Consider the following 17,980-nt stretch of genomic DNA (forward strand, 5'->3'; position numbering starts at 1 on the left):
TTTTTAGTTAAATTATTTTTCGTAAATTTGCAAAAAATACATAGATTTTTTAAAGAAATTGTAATTTAACTAATATGAACTATCAACTGGACGAAATAGACAAGAAGATTCTTGATTTCTTAGTAGAAAACACAAGAATGCCTTTTACTGAAATTGCAAAGCAGATGGATGTTTCTGCTGGAACAATTCACGTAAGAGTGAAAAAGATGGAAGATGCAGGTATTATTTTGGGATCATCTCTTAACATTGATTATGGTAAGCTGGATTATCACTTTACAGCTTTCATAGGTATCCTTTTGACAAAATCCAACCGTACTCAGGAAGTATTGAAAGAATTGTCAACTATCCCTAACGTAATAGAGGCTAGCGTTATTTCAGGAAAATATAATATTTTCTGTAAAGTAAGAGCTAAGAATACTGATGATGCTAAAAGAATTATTTACCAGATCGACGATATTCAGGATGTAATGAGAACTGAAAGTATGATCTCTATGGAGGAATTCTTAAGTGACAAAAACAGACTGATCAACGCAATCTCTGTGTAAGTCAAATTTTAAACGAATAATTATAAAAGAACTTATGAAATCTCTCATAAGTTCTTTATTTTTGTAGATATGGAAGAATACAGCTATTTTGACGAAGATCCGAAAAAAGGATGGGGATTTATACTGGCGTTTGCGGCCTTAATGTTGTTTACTATAATGGGACTTGGAATAGATGTGGATGAATATCTGCAGCATGAATACCTTCAGATTCCGAGGTGGTACTTCTATGTGATTTTTTCCATTGATGTACTGATGATGATAGGGCTGGTGCTGATGTTCTTCTACAGAAAGGCAGGAATTTTTATGTTTCCGGCTTTACTGGTGCTGCATTTCTTTATGCACAATTACTACCTGTCTACATTTCTGTATACGGATGTTACCAATCTTTTCCTGTTTACAGGTTTCGGAATGCTTGCCATTATCCCGAAATGGAAGTTTTTTAAGTAAAGCTTAATTAGAATAATATAACAAACCGCTTTTAAATTAAATTTAAAAGCGGTTCTCAATTAACAAGGGCAATGAAAAAAAAATTATCTGAGTTCAAGAGCATGGAAAATTTCTTGTTTTAAAGGATTTTCAGACCAGTCATCCCACAAGCCTGTATAGGGATTATAACCGCATTTCAGAGGTTTTGATATATTTAGTCCTTCTTTGTTTTTTAGAGAGTTTTCAGTATATGCCCGGCAGTCTGTGCAGATGTAACGGAACTCACAGTCTTTACATATTTCAATTTGGTCTTTAGTGAGGTTCCAGTATTTTCTGAAATCAGGGTGATTGATAGCTTCTTCAAGGTTTTGTTGATGGATATTTCCAAAGCTCTCATTCATCAGCGGACAGTTTTTGATGTTGCCCTTTTTATCAATACCTATCTTTTTATACAGGCAGGAATTATGGTTAACGGCTTCTATCACTTTATTAATATTGGTATTGAAGTACTTCAGTTCCACTTTTCCACATGCAGATATCTTCAGATCATCTTTCACAAAATGTAATGAGAATCTATATTCATCTTTAGCTTTGAAAGGAGGTTTCGAACAATTGAAAAAAATGAGACGGTATATTCTGACTGTATTTTGTTGAAGAGCCTGTATAAAAGATAGGTTGACTTCCTGGTGAAATGGTGAGAAAATTTCTATTCCTGATAAAACTGAGGTTTTAAAAGTTTTGTCAATTTCTATGAATTCCTTTACTGTTAATGGTTTCAGACTGTAAATGACCAAATGCCTGATTCCGAGGTTTTCCACTGATGGATATATTTTTTTCAGGATCTTAATATTATCTAATTCAATAAAAAGGTTTGTTATTGGATTGGGTTCATGATATTCGTATGAAAGAGGAGGGAAGTTTTTATCCCAATCATTTTCTGTAATGAATCCGTATTCTTTTTCTAAAAGTAAATTCATATACTGCTGAAAAATTTCTTTGGATTCATCATCATATTCAGACAATACTTCGTCTATAGAGTTTATTTTTAATTCTTCTATAATTCCATACAACTCCAGCGGATACAGTTCTGATACATTTCTCTGTAAATCCGAAATGAGAATTCTTGTGGAGCCTTTGGTGATGAGAATGTTTGAGAATAAATTAAAGTATTTCATAATAGCCGGTTCAATGATTTTGTAGGTCTTTCTCTGATATAATAATTGGTCTGATATTTTTTGCACTCTAAAACATAGACGACATCATTAGGCTTTTTAAGCTTCTGATCATTGAAGGGCTCTATATGTTTGAAGGTAAGCGGAAGCTTGTTTTTTTCTTTAACTTTAATTTTCATAAGTAATCTGCTATTTTTTTGTCTACGGAGTAATTACAAGTACGAGACAATCCTAAAAACTGCCCAATAGTATTGACTTCTAAAAAATAAAATTTTCCATCTTTTCCTTTGATAAAATCTAATGATCCGCAATTAAGATCTAAGGAATTCATCAGAAGCTTAATTTTTTCTTCAATGTCAGAGGATAGTTTGTAAGGAACATTCCTATTAGGCTTTTCTAAATTATACTTTCTGAAATCAGTTTTTGTTTGTTCATCATTTTGAGAAAATATTGCCATCGAGTGACATTTCCCGTTGAGATAAAATGTTCTGATTTCAAATTCCTTATCAATCCTATCCTGAAAGAATGTAATAAAGAACTTCGTTTTTTCTCTCTTATGTACAACAGAGGTATACATAATCCCATTTAAATCCGTATCAATATCATCTAATATAGGATTCCCTCCAATTGTTTTTACGATTGTTTTATCCAAAGATACCTGATCTGTGTTGTCTGCCAGAAAATATTCAGGAATTTCTAACCCTATTTTTTTAGCCTCTTCCAATACCAAAAGCTTATTAACATCACTATTACTTTCTTTGTTGATATGTTTTTTAGACTCCAGTATTGTTCTTACATAATCTTCCAACCAATGCTGTACTTCATTCATATGGGCATTTACAGAAGGATTTTCATAATTTAGACGTTTGATTTTTAATCCGCCTCTTCTGTACCATACGCTTGTGATCTTATCCAGAAAAAAAGAATTTCTGTTACTCCTTAAAAGAATTTTTTTGTTCTCCACTGCAATTTCAAAAATTTCATCTTCATGGATACGGATGAATTCCTTTTTCATTTCAAGGAGCCATTCTATAATTTTATTAGTGGTTCTTTCATTGTTGTTGGAAATAATAAGAATCATGCTGTCATTTTTTTTGAACCTTAGATATACGTTTTAAAGCAGGCAAGCCTATTTTTTTCCTATTACGGTTTACTTTTATAGTATCAATAATAGCACTATAACTTGGATAAGAGCCATAAGGCATTTCGACTTTATCTATTTGCAGATTGTGGCGGTCTACCATATTAGCATAGTCTTTTGGAATGCAGTCTCCGGATTTTATATATTCCAGCATTTTAGTTTTGAAATAAGAATATTCTTTTTCACCTATCATATGACTGAACAATGGGTGCATAGGCATAAATACACCGTCATTTCCGATGAGCCCGATTCTTTGTACTGAAGGATAGCCATAGTTTTCAAAGGTCCATTTCAAAAGTTGTGCATTTATTCTGTCATTTTTTTCCATGAGCTGTGGATTTCTCCTGCCTTCCGCCTGATCACGTACAAAAGCAATGCTAAAAGAATCTACCAGTCGCTTATTTAAACCTTTTTTCCAGTCTGCAATTCTTTGTTTTACTTCGGTGCTATCTATGCCATACTTTTTAAACAATCCGAAATAACTTCCATATGATCCTTCGTAAGGTGCAATAAGAGGAATAAGCTTGTATAGACTTTTCTTTCCTCCAAAATCTTTTTGATGTTGATCTGCCAACTTAATATAAGTTTCATATTCTTTAATGCGTTCCTGATTTTTAGGAGTGTATTTTTTGAACAACTTTCGGTATTGCTTTATAGCTTTTTCGGGTTGGTTAGCTATCCGGTATAGACTATCAATTTCATTCACTTTGTTATAATAAACAATATAATCATTGCTTTTACAGGAAAGAGCAATGAAAATAATAATGAGTAGGTATATCAAAATTGAATTTTGTTTCATTAGGTAACCATTATTTATTGGATTGATGATGCTCTTATTTGTAAAGGGAGGAATTATGTTCCTCCCTTTATAAATTGATAATAAGTTTAATGATAACTTTTAACAGATTTCCAAAGTAGATTCAAGTTTGTGATCTCTCCATGTTTCTTTATCATAGCAGTCTCCATTGTTTGTAGCAACATAGTTGATAGCAGTTTCCCCACCTTTAATAGTCTGTAGATTTTTCATTTTTTTGTTTTCTAAAGAAGAGAAGTTGCTCTTCATTCCTTTTAATTTTTTCATGTTGGTAATTTTGTTGTTTATGTTATTCATTTGTGTTAAATAAACCCTGGCTTAGGGCGGATAATTCTACCTATTTATTATGCACTGTACACTTGCACTTTAAATTTTAAGAATGTATTTCATCAACGTTGATGGGATAAAACTATAAATATTTACATCACTTATATGGGATAAAATGTGTAATTTTTTTGTTTTTTTCAGTTTGCTTTTTTATGTGTACAATTGTACAGATTGCACTTATGCTTATATAAAAGAATTTTAATAAAAAATGAATTCTTTTAAAATTATAAGAGCCTTATAGATATACTAAAAAAATGAATTTGTAACAAGTGAAATAGAAACTGAATTATTTTCTATTGTGCAAAATACTTCATCAACTTGAGTATGTGTAAGAATTGCATACAGGGCAAATAGGATCACAATTTATATATGAATTTGCATATAAAAAATACAAAAAAATGATTGCCGAATTCTTTGTGAAAACTTATGAATCCCTACAAAGAAAATTTAAGTTTTGATACTTTTTCATTCCAAATCCATCAAAAGTCCTAAAATAAGATAGCCATAATCATGAAATTGAACAGCCTTTATAAGAAGATAATGTGCTGAATCAAAAGGATAAAGGTAATTTTACCACCCATTTTAAAAAAGAAAAGAAGTATGAATTTTGAAATTGTGAAACAACAGATTGAATATGCAGCCAGAAAAGCTTTTTTAGAAGTGTATGAAAAACATGGGGCAGAGGGAGTTTACAGTTTTGCTCTGTACAGTGATGAGGGAGCAATGACGGTTTGTCCTGCTGCCAATACATTGAAAGTAATGGAGAATGCAGATGAGGACGATGCTCTTTATTATAAATATGAACCGGCAGAATGGACTTACGAAATGGTAGGAGCCAATGGAGAATTTGATCTGATCTGCACTCAACTGAGAGAAGAACTTAAGAAACACGATGACGATGATCTGTGGTTTGATGGCTTTCAGGCTAAGTTATATTCTACCTGCATTGAAGTGTTGGAAAAGCTTAAAAATGAGAACTTTTTTACCGGGATCACAGGAAAAGATATTTTCCTGATTTTCACGGTTTCAGATTATGAATTTGAGAAGAAGGATCTTAAAGATCTTATCATCAGACTTAATGATAATGAATACAAAAGTGAATATCTGAACTGGATGGCTACCTGGGGCAATTAAAAATATGAAGAATTAAAAAAACACTTCAAATATATAGATATGAAGCCCGGTAAAATAATTGCCTCAGAAGCCTCTTATAAAAGTAATGACCCTAATGAAATTATTAACTCCAATATTTCTGTTGTAAATCTTTTACTTGAATAAAGGAATTGAACAGCATGATATGTCTGATGATTCAATCACCAGCTATTGGGATATCATACCACTCATAAAAACGGAATTTTTCACAGTTTGTCTGGAATTCCGGCTGGCCAGCAGAGTTCTATAAAATCATCAAAGAAGGATTAAAGAAATTAATGCACCCAAACATCTTGAATTGTTTTTGTCATAATCTTTAAAAGTGAAAAATCTGAAAGATGATGTGCTGAAACCTTTTGGAAAAAGAATATTCGGACCAGAAGAGGCTATGCGTAAAAAAAAGTCCGGCGGTTTCGGAGGAAAGCGCCGGATTTTTTTTATATAAAAGACTTATATTAAGCTAAAATTTTCTTTACAGCTTCTTTTACTGCAGCAGCATCAATTTTATACTTCTTCATCAATTCTGCCGGTGTGGCAGACTCTCCGAAAGTATCATTTACCGCTACAAACTCCTGTCTTGTAGGTCTTTTTCTTGCAAGCATACCCGCAACAGATTCTCCTAAACCACCAAGGTAGTTATGTTCTTCAGCTGTTACAATTTTACCCGTTTTTTCAACAGATTTTAAAATGATCTCTTCATCAAGAGGTTTGATCGTGTGAATGTTGATAACCTCACAGGAAATACCTTCTTTTTCAAGCTCATCAGCAGCTACAAGAGATTCCCATACAAGATGTCCTGTCGCAACAATCGTTACATCAGTACCTTCCTGAAGCATAATTCCTTTTCCAATTTCGAAAGGCATATCTTCAGGGATGAATACAGGAACTACCGGTCTTCCGAATCTTAAATATACAGGACCTTCAAAATCTGCAATCGCAAGAGTCGCAGCTTTAGTCTGGTTGTAGTCACAAGTATTGATTACTGTCATTCCTGGAAGCATTTTCATCATACCGATATCTTCAAGAACCTGGTGAGTAGCTCCATCCTCTCCCAAAGTAAGACCTGCGTGAGATGCACAGATTTTTACATTTTTATTAGAATAAGCGATAGACTGACGGATCTGGTCATATACTCTTGAAGTAGAGAAGTTAGCGAAAGTTCCTGTAAAAGGAATTTTTCCTGTGATACTAAGACCAGCCGCAATTCCCATCATGTTTGCTTCTGCAATACCAATCTGAAAGAATCTTTCCGGAGCCTTCTCAATGAATTTCTCCATCTTCAAAGAACCGATAAGGTCTGCGCAAAGTGCTACTACATTAGGATTTTTGTCAGCCAGTTCAGCTAATCCTGCCCCGAATCCTGAACGAGTATCCTTTTTTTCTGTATATGTATATTTCATTTTTATTTTATTAATAGAGAGGTTAAGATATTAGTAATCAGCCGGAGCTTCTAGGTATAATTGCTTGAATGCTGTTTCCAACTGTTCGTCATTAGGAGCTTTACCATGCCATGCATGAGATCCCATCATATAATCAACTCCGTAACCCATTTCTGTATGAAGAAGAATGGCTACCGGTTTTCCTTTTCCGGTTTCTGTTTTTGCCTTCTCAAGGATTGCAATCACAGCTTCAAGATCATTACCATTTTTTTCTTCCAGAACAATCCATCCGAATGCTTCCAGTTTAGCATGAAGATTTCCCAAGCTTAATACATCATCTGTATCACCATCAATCTGGCGACCGTTATAGTCAATTGTAGAAATGATATTATCCACTTTTTTGGCAGCTGCATACATCAATGCTTCCCAGATCTGACCTTCCTGAAGCTCACCGTCTCCGTGAAGAGAGTAAACAAGAGACTGATCACCATCCAGTTTCTTTCCATCAGCCACTCCCAGAGCTACAGAAAGTCCTTGTCCAAGAGATCCTGATGCGATTCTGATTCCCGGAAGTCCTTCATGAGTAGTTGGATGCCCTTGTAATCTTGAATCTAATTTTCTGAAAGTACTCAGTTCTTCCACAGGGAAGAAACCAAATCTTGCTAAAGTAGAGTAGAATACCGGAGAAATGTGTCCGTTTGATAGATAAAAATGATCTTCATTTTTGCCTTCCATTGTGAAAGGAAGTTTATAGTTCATCACTCTGCCATAAAGGGCTGTGAAGAATTCTGTACAACCTAAGCTTCCACCAGGGTGTCCTGAATTTACAGCATGAACCATTCTTAAAATGTCTCTTCTGATCTGCGTAGTAAGAGTTTTTAACTCTTCAATACTTTTACTCATTATATCTGATTTATTTGCATGCGAATTTACAATTTTTTGCCGGCTTACGGAAATACAAAAATCCGGATGTAAAAACCCGGATTGAATATGATCTGATAATTTTTCTGCCTTTAACAGCCTTTATAATGTTTTTCTTCTCTCTACCAGAGCTCATAAGTTTTGTTTCTGCAGCTTTTTCAGCCTCAACCTTTGGCTTAAAGACTTTAAACGGTTCTATTCATAATGTTGATACTTCAAATTTTCCTGAGTATTGATGTCTGTAAATGTGAATGAAGAGTAAGATATTTTTTTCATGGTTTTTTAATTTCTTTTTCTTTAATTTTTGATTGTGTTTATATCATTCGGATCAAAGATAACTACAATACAAAAGTCTATAAAACCGGTTATTTTAATAAAGAAAAGTTACGTATTGAGCTGAATGCTTTGTGGTAGCTTAATTGTTGTTTTTTTGCTACGGAATATCATTTTTTTTTGAATTTTAGTATGTAATATTTGATAAAATTAACTAATTTTATAATTCAATAGCGTTTGAATTATAAATCTTTAACTAATTATTCTTTAGCTTTTGGCTCTAAGGATTAAATTAATAAAAATTACATACCATTATATATGAAAATTAAACAATTATTTTATTTGGGGATATTTATTATATCCGTTTCCTTCGGAAAAGCACAGGATTTTTTTACGGTAATTAATGAAAGATCTATTAAAGCTGAACCTAAAAACAGAACCGTACAACCGGAAAAGTCACTCACCTATACATTGGATGTGGCGGGAATGAAAAGTTATTTTAATTCAGTTCCGGAATTGAAAGACAGTGATCGTAAAGATAATGCCCCGATTATTGTGCTACCAATGCCTGACGGTACGAAAGCAAAGTTCAGAATCTGGAAATCTTCAGTGATGGCTCCGGGATTAGCCAGCCAGTTTCCTCAGATTGTTACTTTTACAGGACAGGGAATTGATGACAGATATGCTACTCTAAAACTTGATTTTACAGAATTGGGCTTTCATGCGCAGATAAAATCTATAGTAGCTGGTGATTCTTATATAGATCCTTATGCAAAACAGGATATCAATAATTATATCATTTACAAAAAAAGTGATTTGATTGATAAAAATCCGAGATCATGTGGAGTAAAAGATGAATATGATACCCCAGCCGGAAAAAAAAACGCTCAGAAAACCACAGCTCCAAGCGTAGGAACGCAAATTAGAGTTTTCAGACTAGCGGTGGCTTGTACAGGAGAATATGCGGTAGCAGCAACAGGTTCAGCTACACCTACTGTTGCGCAGACCCTTTCCGCCATTGTAACATCAGTAAACAGAGTAAATGGAGTATATGAACAGGAAGTAGCTTCAAGATTGATATTAGTGGATAACGAAGCCAATGTAGTCTTTACCAATGCAGCTACAGATCCATTTAACGGAAATAATAATGCCGGAACATTAATTAACGAAAGCCAGACTCAGATTGATTTACTGATAGGAAATGCCAATTATGATATTGGTCATACCTTCAGTACCGGAGGTGGCGGATTGGCTGGATTGGGAGTAATCTGTAACAACTCCAATAAAGGAAGAGGAATTACCGGTTCTCCTAATCCAGTGGGAGATCCATATGATATTGATTATGTTGCTCATGAGGTGGGACATCAGTTTGGAGGTCCTCATACTTTTAATGCTGTTACAGGCAGTTGTAATGGAAACCGTAATGCTGCCAATGCAGTAGAGCCAGGAAGTGGAATTACCATTATGGCGTATGCAGGAATCTGTGGAAGTACTAATAATTTAGCTGCTAACAGTATTCCTACGTTCCATACCAAATCATACCAATCTATTACGACAAAAGTTCAGTCAACAACATGTCAGGTAACACTTCCCAGCAACAATTTCGCTCCTACAGTAAATGCGGGAGGTGATTATACCATTCCTAAAAGCACACCGTTCAGATTAGAAGGATCTGCTGCGGATATTGATAACAATCCACTTACTTACAGCTGGGAACAGAATGATACAGGACCGGCAGGTGACTGGAATGCTCCAACATTAAATGCTCCTCTTTTCAGATCATATGTACCTGTAACCGTTCCTTACAGATATTTTCCAAAACTTACCGATGTAATCAATGGTACTGTTTCCAAAGGAGAGGTTAGACCATCTTATGCAAGAACGATGGAGTTCAGGCTGACTGTAAGAGATAATAATGCGGGTTGTGCTGGGGTAGCCAATGATGATGCTATTATTACCGTTGATGGAAATTCCGGACCTTTTAATGTCACTGCGCCTGCAACGGCAGTAAACTGGGCGGGTAATTCAACGCAAACAGTAACATGGGATGTAGCCAATACAACTGCATTTCCTGTGAATGCTGCTACTGTCAATATTTATCTTTCAACAGATGGCGGTCTTACATATCCTACCCTGATTCTGGCTTCTACTCCCAATGACGGTTCTGAAGCTGTTACTATTCCAAACGTAAATACTACACAGGCCAGAATTATGGTGGCGGCAGAAACGAATGTTTTCTACAACATTAATCCAATCAACTTTACCATCACTCAGACATTGGGCGTTAATGAGGCCGCGGCCAATAAAGAGGTGTTTGTAGTATATCCTAATCCAAGCAAAGGACTTCTGAATGTGAAATTTACCAATTCAAATGAAGTGTATGATATTACAGTTTACGACGTAAGCGGTAAATTAGTGTTCACTCAGGCAAATAATAAATTGAATCATGATAAGACAGGTACTTTTGACTTGTCGCACCTTGTTCAGGGAGATTATCTGATTAAGGTTAAATCTAAGAATCTGGAGAAAACAATCAAATGGATTAAAGAATAATCTATTTCATTTGATCAAAGTAAAAAAGACTGCCTTCAATTGAAAGCAGTCTTTTTTATTTGAATTGAAACCCATGGGGAAATCTGGTTTTTGGGGGCTTTTCAGAAAATACAAGCTTAAAAGATTTTAATGATTAATGTGAATTAATGGATAATTATTTTTCGAATCGTAGTATTTGCTATATTTTATGTTGATTATAGAGGTTTTTGCTTGTAAAATACTGTTATTCATTGTGTTATGATTTTTATTCTTATATTTAAATTTTTTAAAACATTATCATATGAAAATTGAAAAATTATTTTATTTAGGGATATTCATTTTATCAATTTCTCTAGGAAAAGCTCAGGATTTCTTTACTGAAATCAGTGAACGTACACTTAAAACAGAATTTAAAAGCAGAACGGTACAGCCCGAAAAATTTCTTACCTATAAGTTGGATGTAGCTGGCTTGAAAAGCTATCTGGCTTCAATTCCAGAGCTGAGAGATAATGAACGTAAAGATAATGCCCCAATTATTGTTTTGCCAATGTCTGATGGAACTAAAGCTAAATTCAGAATATGGAAATCCTCAGTAATGGCTCCGGAGTTAGCCGGTAAGTTTCCCCAAATTATCACGCTGACAGGGCAGGGTGTAGATGATCAATATGCTACTATAAAACTCGATTTTACAGAGTTAGGATTCCACGCTCAGATAAAATCAATAGTATCAGAAGATACTTACATTGATCCTTACGCAAAACAGGATATCAATAATTATATCATTTACAAAACAGGTGATTTAATTGATAAAAAGCAAAGAGGCTGTGGATCAAAAGATGAGAATTTTAAATCAGGAAAAAAAAATGTCCAAAAAACAATAGCTCCAGGCGTAGGAAATCAAATTAGGATTTTTCGGTTAGCGGTAGCCTGTACGCACGAATATGCAGAAGCAGCAACAGGATCAGCTGCTCCTACTATTGCACAAACTTTGTCTGCTATTGTAACAACTGTAAACAGGGTAAATGGAGTATACGAACAAGAGGTTGCTGTAAGATTGATCCTCATTCCTACTGAAAACAATATTATATTTGTAAGTAATACAAATGATCCTTTCACAGGAAATGATGATGCAGGTATACTAATTGATGAAAGTCAAACGGTAATCGACTCAATAATAGGAACAGCTAATTATGACATAGGACATACCTTTAGTACCGGAGGTGGTGGATTAGCTGGTTCGGGTATATGTGATTCTTCATACAAGGCCAACGGAATTACCGGTTCACAAAACCCAGTGGGTGATCCTTACGATATTGATTATGTAGCCCATGAAATGGGACACCAGTTTGGGGCTCCGCATACTTTTAATGCAACAACAGAAAGCTGTGGAGGAGGAAATCGTGAGGCTTCCCATGCTGTAGAACCCGGAAGTGGAATTACGATTATGGCATATGCCGGGATTTGTGGAAGTACCAATGATTTAGGCTCTAATAGTATTCCTATTTTTCATACGAACTCGTTTGAATCCATTACTTCAGAAGTTCAGTCTCTCACATGTCAAGTGACAACAGCAGTGGCTAATACTGCGCCTGCTGTTAATGCAGGAAATGATTATACAATCCCAAAAGGAACCCCATTTAAGTTAACAGGCTCTGCAACAGATACTGAAAATAATCCACTTACCTATTGCTGGGAGCAGAATGATGCAGGGCCGGCAGGGGACTGGAATACGCCATCAGGAAATGCTGCTATATTCAGATCATTTATGCCTGTAACCGTTCCTTACAGATATTTCCCGAAACTTACCGATGTAATTAATGGTACTGTTTCCAAAGGAGAGGTTAGACCATCTTATGCCAGAACGATGGAGTTCAGGCTGACTGTAAGAGATAATAATGCGGGTTGTGCAGGAGTAGCCAATGATGATGCTGTTATTACCGTTGATGGAAATTCGGGGCCTTTTAACGTAACTGCACCTGCTACAGCCGTAAACTGGATAGGTAATTCTACTCAGACAGTAACATGGAATGTAGCCAATACAACTGCATCTCCGGTGAATGCAGCTACTGTTAATATTTACCTTTCCACAGACGGTGGTCTTACGTATCCTATCCTGATCCTGGCTTCCACTCCAAATGATGGTTCTGAGACAATCACTATTCCAAACGTAAATACTACACAGGCCAGAATTATGGTGGCGGCAGAAACGAACGTCTTCTATAATATTAATCCTGTTAACTTCACTATCACTCAGACATTGGGTGTGAACGAGACTGTTGCCAATAAAGATGTGTTTGTAGTATATCCTAATCCAAGTAAAGGATTACTGAATGTGAAATTCACCAGTTCAAATGAAGTATATGATATTACAGTATACGACGTAAGCGGTAAATTAGTATTCACTCAGGCAAATAATAAATTGAATCATGATAAGAAAGGTACTTTTGACTTATCTCATTTGGTTAAAGGCGACTATCTGATCAAGGTTAAATCTAAGAATTTGGAGAAAACAATTAAGTGGATTAAAGAATAATCTGTTTCAATTGATTCCCATCAAAAGAAAAGGCTGTCTTCATTGAAAACAGCCTTTTTTATGCTTTATAAAGTATTAAACGACTTTTAAATGTTGTTTGTTTTTTACCAGCCACAGACCGATGAAGGTCAGCAATCCGTTAAGAACAATCAGTTCTACACCAATTTTATAATCTGTATAAGTGGTAACAGCAAGATTGATTAAATACGTCAGAATTGGGGCTAAAATAGTCACCGCAAGAATTGAATATTTTCTTGAAATCTGGAACTTTGTGAAAATTCCAAAGGCGAAAAGCCCTAAAAGCGGTCCATAGGTATATCCTGCAATTTCCATGATCAGATACACAATAGATTTATCATTCAATGCTTTGAAAACCATGATCAGGATGAAGAAAACGACAGTGAATGTTAAATGTACTTTCATACGGAGACGTTTCTTCTCTTTTTCAGTTTTGGTTTTATCCTCATTAAGGTTTAATAGATCTACACAATATGAACTAGTTACAGCAGTTAAAGCTCCGTCTGCAGACGGAAATAAAGCAGAAATTAATCCAATAATGAAAATAACAGAAATAGCCATAGGGAAGTATCCCTGAAGTGATAAAGCCGGGAAAAGATCGTCTCCCATTACGTTTTTAATGTTTCCGGCAGTATCTTTAAATCCGAAAATATTTGTGACTGTTTCACCGTTTATAGTTCCATATTCTGCACCATGCTGCAGTGCAAAAAGGTATAACAATCCTCCCAGAAATAAGAATGCAAGATTCACAATAAGAAGCGTCCCCGCAAAGGTCAGCATGTTTTTCTTTGAATTCTTAAGGTTGTCCACAGATATATTTTTCTGCATCATTTCCTGATCTAATCCTGTCATAGCAATGGTAATGAAAATTCCACCCAGAATTGTTTTCAGGAAAAAAGTTTTGGAATTAGGATCAAAATTGATGAAATGAGTGTAATTTTTCTGTTCCAGAATGGTATACGCTTCCCCAAAAGATAGATTCAGATTGGATAAAATATAAACAATACATGCTACAAGACTGATGATCATAAAAGAAGTCTGCAGCGTATCTGTAATAACGATGGTCTTTACACCGCCTTCAAAAGTGTACAGAAGTACCATTAACAGAAGTACAAGAGAAGTTACCCAGAACGGAACTCCCAATCCTTCAAGTAAAAATATCTGTAAAACATTCACTACCAGATATAATCTTGCAGTAGCTCCAATGGCTCTTGAAATAATAAAAAAGATAGAACCTATTTTATGCGCCTCCACATTGAATCTTTTTCCCAGATACGTGTAAATAGACGTCAGATTCATCTTATAATAGAGTGGGAGCAATATTGCTGCAACAATAAAATATCCGATGAAGAAACCGATCACCATCATATAGTACTCAAAACCTCCGTAAATATATTCGGAGCCGGTCATTTTTCCGACTGTTCCCGGAACGGAAATAAAAGTAACCCCGCTTAAGCTGGTTCCTATCATACCGAATGCTACGAGCCACCATTTACTCTTTTTGTTACCGATAAAAAAAGACTGGTTGTCCGAATTCCGGCTGGTGAAATAAGAAATCACCAAAAGACCGATAAAATAGACGAAAACAAATAACAAAAGGATAGTTCCTGGATTCATTCTTGATTTTTAAATTTTAGCAAATATATAAAAAAGATCAGTCGTGGCTCATGAATTTAAAATCCTGTTCATTTCATAACAGATTGCAATTGTTAATTTGCTTTCAGTCAATGTTTTTTATTAAAAATACAACCCTTCCAGAGACTGTTCTGAAAGGGTTGTATTGTAAGGGTGTAATACAGTGACTAATTCACTAAAACATCCTGAAGTTCCTCACTTTTCTGAAAACTTGCTTTAGCGAAAGGGCAGAGGGGAATAATTTTCTTATTATTTTTTCTGGCAAAATCTACCGCAGCCAGAAGCATTTCCTTGCCCACACCTTTTCCGTTGTAGGCTTCTTCCACCTCGGTGTGGTCTATAATAAATCTTTCTTCTCCGGCCCAGGTATACGTCATCATTCCTGCGCGTCTTCCATCTGTGAAAGCTTCAAAACTTCCGTGTTTTTCGTCGTTGTTTTGTTTTACTTCGATCATGTTATGAGAATTTAGTTAGTATTTCTATGTCGTTGGTTAATATTTTATGAACAGGGCATGCGTCCGCAATAGTGTGCAGTCTTTTCAGCTGCTCATCATCCAGAACACCTTCAAAACTTATGTCTCTTTTGAATACGGCTCTTTTTGTTAATGGAAAATTTTCAAGCTCTACTTCAACATGAATGTTTTCCACGTCCCATTCTTTTCTTTCAATATACATTCTCAAGGTAGCTGCTGTACAGCTTGCCAGTGATGTAGCCAGGATTTCCATAGGATTAAGACCTTTGTTCTGTCCGCCTTTATCAATCGGTTCATCCGTAATGATTGTATTTTCGCCGGCTGTTACTTCTGTATAATATTTTGTTTTTCCCAGACTTGCTTTTACGGTTATCGCCATTATTTTTCTGTATTGAATTTATAACTTAATGCACCGGAAGGGCATAAGTCGATCTGATTTTTTAGTTCTTCGGGATTGGCGTTTTCTGCTTTTATCCAGGGTCTTTCTTTAGGATTGTAGACTTTCGGAAGTGTTTTTACGCATATGGCAGAGTGAGTACATTTCTTAGGCTGCCAGATGACGGTAATGTTACCGTTAGGATATTCGTGTGTTTCCATATCAATTTTCTTTTAATATTTTTTCAATTCTTCGGTCCGGAATCAGCCATATAAGAGCCACGATATAATAAAAACCTATGGCAATATAAGGATAAAAAAATGAAGTTGCGATTCCAAGGACATAAAATATAATGGAGATATACTCTTTATATTTCGAATGAATAGCTTCTTTCAGCTTTGATTCTTCACCTTCAAACCTGATGATGCTATGTTCCAGAATCGTATAAGCAATAGCCGACATAATGAGACCGATACCATAGACCGCAACAGGATTTTTTGCAAAACCGGTAGCCCCGATCCATTCCGTAGCAACAGGCATCAGAGAAAGCCAGAACAGAAGGTGAAGATTAGCCCAAAGGACGGCTCCATTTACTTTCTTTACCGTCTGAAACAGGTGATGATGATTGTTCCAGTAGATTCCTACATAAATAAAACTGAAAATATAGGCCAGAAACTTAGGAAGGAGAGGTTTGAGGTCTGCCCAGCTGTTTCCTTCCGGTACTTTAAGTTCAAGTACCATAATAGTGATGATAATAGCAAGAACACCGTCACTGAAAGCCTCAAGTCTTCCTTTAGTCATTCGTTTTAACTTGATTTTTAAAATTTTGTATTTTACTTTTCAGATCATTCAGCATATCGGGGTTGATCACACCGCTTTCCAAATCGAAATTTTCGTAAAATTTAGGCAGTGAAAAAGTATCCTTGATGTCTGCTGCAAACTGGGGGAAAAACGTTTTGGCCGTATTCATTACATTTCCGCCGCCATAACCTCCGGGAGAGGTGCTCATCAGCAGCATGGGCTTGTTCTGGAATACTTTTACATTAATCCTCGAAGACCAGTCAAAGACATTTTTAAAAGCGGCGCTGTAAGAACGGTTGTGTTCCGCCAGCGAGCAGATGATCACATCACATTCCTCAATAGCTTTTAAAAACTGGTGGGCTTCCTCCGGAAAACCCTTCTTTTCAAGGTCTACAGAGAATACTGGCATGATGAAATCGTTGAGGTCGATCAGATTGATTTCCTCATCCTGAAAATCTTTCAGAACAAATTTTACCAGTTCCCTGTTGATAGAAGTGGAAGACGTACTTCCGGCAAATGCTAATATTTTCATGTTAATCTGAGCTGAAATTATTTTCTGTTTAAAATAGCCTTTGGAAGCGGAACATATTCGTTTTCATCACCCGGAACCAAAGGAAATGCTTCGTGATTCTGGTCATTCCAGTTTACTTTTGCCTTTTCAATTAATTCTTTATCAGAGTTAACAAAATTCCAGAATATAAAACGCTCTTCATCAAATGGTTCACCACCGAAAAGATATACCGTTCCGTTTTCACTCATCTCAAATTCGCAAAGTTTGGTATCTTTGGCGATCATCAGCTGTTTTGAACCATAAGAATTTCCATCAGTAGTTACGGTTCCATCCAGAACATACATAGCTGCTTCTCCGTAAAGATCTTTCCCGATGCTTATTTTCTTCGTCTCTTTTGTCTTGATTTCAAGGAAAAATAATTTGCTGTGCACCGGAACCGCAGACGTTCTTCCAAACGCTTCGCCGGCAATTAATTTATACTGAATACCATCTTCTTCCCAAACCGGAATTTCATCCGCTTCAATATGATGAAAAGTAGGTTCAGACTGCTCAAGATGCTTCGGAAGACCTACCCAGATCTGAAAACCGTGAAGTCTTTTATCACTGTGTCTTAAATATTCAGGCGTTCTTTCTGAATGTACAACTCCTTTTCCGGCAGTCATCCAGTTAACAGCACCCGGTTTTATTTCTATAGCACTTCCAATACTGTCTCTGTGAAAGATGGAACCTTCCAGCAGGTAAGTTAATGTAGATAATCCGATATGCGGGTGTGGCGGAACATCAAGATTCTGATATTCTTTCAATTCTGAAGGGCCCATATGGTCTATAAACACGAAAGGGCCAACCGCTCTTTTCTCACGGAAAGGAAGAAGTCTTCCTACCAGGAAATTTCCGATATCTGCTGCTTTTTCTTCAATAATAAGTCCAATATTTGACATGGTAATGTGATAC

Annotated in this window: 19 protein-coding genes; 5 read left to right on the forward strand and 14 right to left on the reverse strand. The window is 35.7% G+C overall.

Features of this window, described 5'->3' with window-relative positions:
- Positions 1-74 precede the first annotated feature (74 nt).
- Together C8D70_RS15030 and C8D70_RS15035 are read left to right on the forward strand one after the other, a co-directional pair.
- The gene (locus C8D70_RS15030) at positions 75-545 is read left to right on the forward strand and encodes an Lrp/AsnC family transcriptional regulator (RefSeq protein WP_002984446.1); all 471 of its coding nucleotides are present in this window, start codon (positions 75-77) and stop codon (positions 543-545) included.
- Between the two features lie 69 nt (positions 546-614).
- The gene (locus C8D70_RS15035) at positions 615-992 is read left to right on the forward strand and encodes a hypothetical protein (protein WP_076596174.1); all 378 of its coding nucleotides are present in this window, start codon (positions 615-617) and stop codon (positions 990-992) included.
- A gap of 83 nt (positions 993-1,075) precedes the next feature.
- Here C8D70_RS15035 and gwsS read toward each other — a convergent pair whose 3' ends face one another.
- From gwsS to C8D70_RS15060, 5 genes are all read right to left on the reverse strand, one after another.
- Positions 1,076-2,146 (reverse strand): grasp-with-spasm system SPASM domain peptide maturase, encoded by a 1,071-nt coding sequence (gene gwsS / locus C8D70_RS15040; RefSeq protein WP_110367828.1) that lies wholly within the window; start codon positions 2,144-2,146, stop codon positions 1,076-1,078.
- Positions 2,143-2,322: a hypothetical protein gene (locus C8D70_RS15045; RefSeq protein WP_076596176.1), complete on the reverse strand. Its 180-nt coding sequence runs from the start codon at positions 2,320-2,322 to the stop codon at positions 2,143-2,145. The genes gwsS and C8D70_RS15045 overlap by 4 nt, the downstream gene beginning before the upstream one ends.
- Positions 2,319-3,224: a grasp-with-spasm system ATP-grasp peptide maturase gene (gene gwsG / locus C8D70_RS15050; protein WP_076596177.1), complete on the reverse strand. Its 906-nt coding sequence runs from the start codon at positions 3,222-3,224 to the stop codon at positions 2,319-2,321. The genes C8D70_RS15045 and gwsG overlap by 4 nt, the downstream gene beginning before the upstream one ends.
- Positions 3,225-3,228: 4 nt before the next feature.
- Positions 3,229-4,065: a hypothetical protein gene (locus C8D70_RS15055; RefSeq protein WP_228408037.1), complete on the reverse strand. Its 837-nt coding sequence runs from the start codon at positions 4,063-4,065 to the stop codon at positions 3,229-3,231.
- A 117-nt stretch (positions 4,066-4,182) separates the two neighbouring features.
- A complete protein-coding gene (locus tag C8D70_RS15060) occupies positions 4,183-4,365 on the reverse strand; it encodes a TIGR04139 family peptide modification target (protein ID WP_170872073.1) in 183 nt (60 codons plus the stop codon).
- 660 nt (positions 4,366-5,025) lie between these two features.
- Between C8D70_RS15060 and C8D70_RS15065 the strand changes: the two genes are divergently transcribed.
- Entirely contained in the window at positions 5,026-5,559 is a 534-nt protein-coding gene (locus C8D70_RS15065) for a DUF4303 domain-containing protein (RefSeq protein WP_110367829.1), read from the forward strand.
- A 473-nt stretch (positions 5,560-6,032) separates the two neighbouring features.
- On the opposite strand, the gene C8D70_RS15070 is transcribed toward C8D70_RS15065, so the two are convergent.
- Together C8D70_RS15070 and C8D70_RS15075 are read right to left on the reverse strand one after the other, a co-directional pair.
- Positions 6,033-6,977: a transketolase family protein gene (locus C8D70_RS15070; protein ID WP_076596181.1), complete on the reverse strand. Its 945-nt coding sequence runs from the start codon at positions 6,975-6,977 to the stop codon at positions 6,033-6,035.
- Positions 6,978-7,007: 30 nt separating this feature from the next.
- A complete protein-coding gene (locus tag C8D70_RS15075; RefSeq protein ID WP_228402540.1) occupies positions 7,008-7,892 on the reverse strand; it encodes a transketolase in 885 nt (294 codons plus the stop codon).
- 576 nt (positions 7,893-8,468) lie between these two features.
- Here C8D70_RS15075 and C8D70_RS15085 point away from each other — a divergent pair.
- Together C8D70_RS15085 and C8D70_RS15090 are read left to right on the forward strand one after the other, a co-directional pair.
- Entirely contained in the window at positions 8,469-10,703 is a 2,235-nt protein-coding gene (locus C8D70_RS15085) for a reprolysin-like metallopeptidase (protein WP_110367830.1), read from the forward strand.
- A 280-nt stretch (positions 10,704-10,983) separates the two neighbouring features.
- Positions 10,984-13,215 (forward strand): reprolysin-like metallopeptidase, encoded by a 2,232-nt coding sequence (locus tag C8D70_RS15090; protein ID WP_110367831.1) that lies wholly within the window; start codon positions 10,984-10,986, stop codon positions 13,213-13,215.
- A 75-nt stretch (positions 13,216-13,290) separates the two neighbouring features.
- Here C8D70_RS15090 and C8D70_RS15095 read toward each other — a convergent pair whose 3' ends face one another.
- From C8D70_RS15095 to C8D70_RS15125, 7 genes are all read right to left on the reverse strand, one after another.
- Positions 13,291-14,850 carry a sodium:solute symporter gene (locus C8D70_RS15095; protein WP_076596186.1) on the reverse strand — a complete coding sequence of 520 codons (1,560 nt, stop codon included), beginning with the start codon at positions 14,848-14,850 and terminating at the stop codon, positions 13,291-13,293.
- A 185-nt stretch (positions 14,851-15,035) separates the two neighbouring features.
- Positions 15,036-15,323, reverse strand: coding sequence for a GNAT family N-acetyltransferase (locus tag C8D70_RS15100; RefSeq protein WP_170872074.1), 288 nt, complete (start codon positions 15,321-15,323; stop codon positions 15,036-15,038).
- A gap of 1 nt (position 15,324) precedes the next feature.
- On the reverse strand, positions 15,325-15,720 hold the full coding sequence (locus tag C8D70_RS15105) for an OsmC family protein (protein ID WP_076596187.1): 396 nt from the start codon (positions 15,718-15,720) through the stop codon (positions 15,325-15,327).
- Positions 15,720-15,938 carry a (4Fe-4S)-binding protein gene (locus C8D70_RS15110; RefSeq protein WP_076596188.1) on the reverse strand — a complete coding sequence of 73 codons (219 nt, stop codon included), beginning with the start codon at positions 15,936-15,938 and terminating at the stop codon, positions 15,720-15,722. The genes C8D70_RS15105 and C8D70_RS15110 overlap by 1 nt, the downstream gene beginning before the upstream one ends.
- A 1-nt stretch (position 15,939) precedes the next feature.
- Positions 15,940-16,518: a TMEM175 family protein gene (locus C8D70_RS15115; protein WP_076596189.1), complete on the reverse strand. Its 579-nt coding sequence runs from the start codon at positions 16,516-16,518 to the stop codon at positions 15,940-15,942.
- On the reverse strand, positions 16,511-17,050 hold the full coding sequence (locus C8D70_RS15120; RefSeq protein ID WP_110367832.1) for an NADPH-dependent FMN reductase: 540 nt from the start codon (positions 17,048-17,050) through the stop codon (positions 16,511-16,513). The genes C8D70_RS15115 and C8D70_RS15120 overlap by 8 nt, the downstream gene beginning before the upstream one ends.
- A 17-nt stretch (positions 17,051-17,067) precedes the next feature.
- Complete coding sequence (locus C8D70_RS15125; protein WP_110367833.1) at positions 17,068-17,967, reverse strand: pirin family protein; 900 nt, start codon at positions 17,965-17,967, stop codon at positions 17,068-17,070.
- Between the last annotated feature and the right edge of the window lie 13 nt (positions 17,968-17,980).

Source organism: Chryseobacterium sp. CBTAP 102 (genome assembly GCF_003201365.1).
Taxonomy (GTDB): domain Bacteria; phylum Bacteroidota; class Bacteroidia; order Flavobacteriales; family Weeksellaceae; genus Chryseobacterium; species Chryseobacterium candidae.

What these genes read in the sequence shown, in the direction of transcription:
- C8D70_RS15110 (WP_076596188.1), bottom strand. Translation starts at nt 15,938, where the DNA reads ATGGAAACACACGAATATCCTAACGGTAACATTACCGTCATCTGGCAG.
- C8D70_RS15090 (WP_110367831.1), top strand. Translation starts at nt 10,984, where the DNA reads ATGAAAATTGAAAAATTATTTTATTTAGGGATATTCATTTTATCAATT.
- C8D70_RS15030 (WP_002984446.1), top strand. Translation starts at nt 75, where the DNA reads ATGAACTATCAACTGGACGAAATAGACAAGAAGATTCTTGATTTCTTA.
- C8D70_RS15070 (WP_076596181.1), bottom strand. Translation starts at nt 6,977, where the DNA reads ATGAAATATACATATACAGAAAAAAAGGATACTCGTTCAGGATTCGGG.
- C8D70_RS15100 (WP_170872074.1), bottom strand. Translation starts at nt 15,323, where the DNA reads ATGATCGAAGTAAAACAAAACAACGACGAAAAACACGGAAGTTTTGAA.
- C8D70_RS15085 (WP_110367830.1), top strand. Translation starts at nt 8,469, where the DNA reads ATGAAAATTAAACAATTATTTTATTTGGGGATATTTATTATATCCGTT.
- C8D70_RS15045 (WP_076596176.1), bottom strand. Translation starts at nt 2,322, where the DNA reads ATGAAAATTAAAGTTAAAGAAAAAAACAAGCTTCCGCTTACCTTCAAA.
- C8D70_RS15065 (WP_110367829.1), top strand. Translation starts at nt 5,026, where the DNA reads ATGAATTTTGAAATTGTGAAACAACAGATTGAATATGCAGCCAGAAAA.
- C8D70_RS15095 (WP_076596186.1), bottom strand. Translation starts at nt 14,850, where the DNA reads ATGAATCCAGGAACTATCCTTTTGTTATTTGTTTTCGTCTATTTTATC.
- C8D70_RS15060 (WP_170872073.1), bottom strand. Translation starts at nt 4,365, where the DNA reads ATGAAAAAATTAAAAGGAATGAAGAGCAACTTCTCTTCTTTAGAAAAC.
- C8D70_RS15125 (WP_110367833.1), bottom strand. Translation starts at nt 17,967, where the DNA reads ATGTCAAATATTGGACTTATTATTGAAGAAAAAGCAGCAGATATCGGA.
- C8D70_RS15115 (WP_076596189.1), bottom strand. Translation starts at nt 16,518, where the DNA reads ATGACTAAAGGAAGACTTGAGGCTTTCAGTGACGGTGTTCTTGCTATT.
- gwsG (WP_076596177.1), bottom strand. Translation starts at nt 3,224, where the DNA reads ATGATTCTTATTATTTCCAACAACAATGAAAGAACCACTAATAAAATT.
- gwsS (WP_110367828.1), bottom strand. Translation starts at nt 2,146, where the DNA reads ATGAAATACTTTAATTTATTCTCAAACATTCTCATCACCAAAGGCTCC.
- C8D70_RS15035 (WP_076596174.1), top strand. Translation starts at nt 615, where the DNA reads ATGGAAGAATACAGCTATTTTGACGAAGATCCGAAAAAAGGATGGGGA.
- C8D70_RS15105 (WP_076596187.1), bottom strand. Translation starts at nt 15,720, where the DNA reads ATGGCGATAACCGTAAAAGCAAGTCTGGGAAAAACAAAATATTATACA.
- C8D70_RS15120 (WP_110367832.1), bottom strand. Translation starts at nt 17,050, where the DNA reads ATGAAAATATTAGCATTTGCCGGAAGTACGTCTTCCACTTCTATCAAC.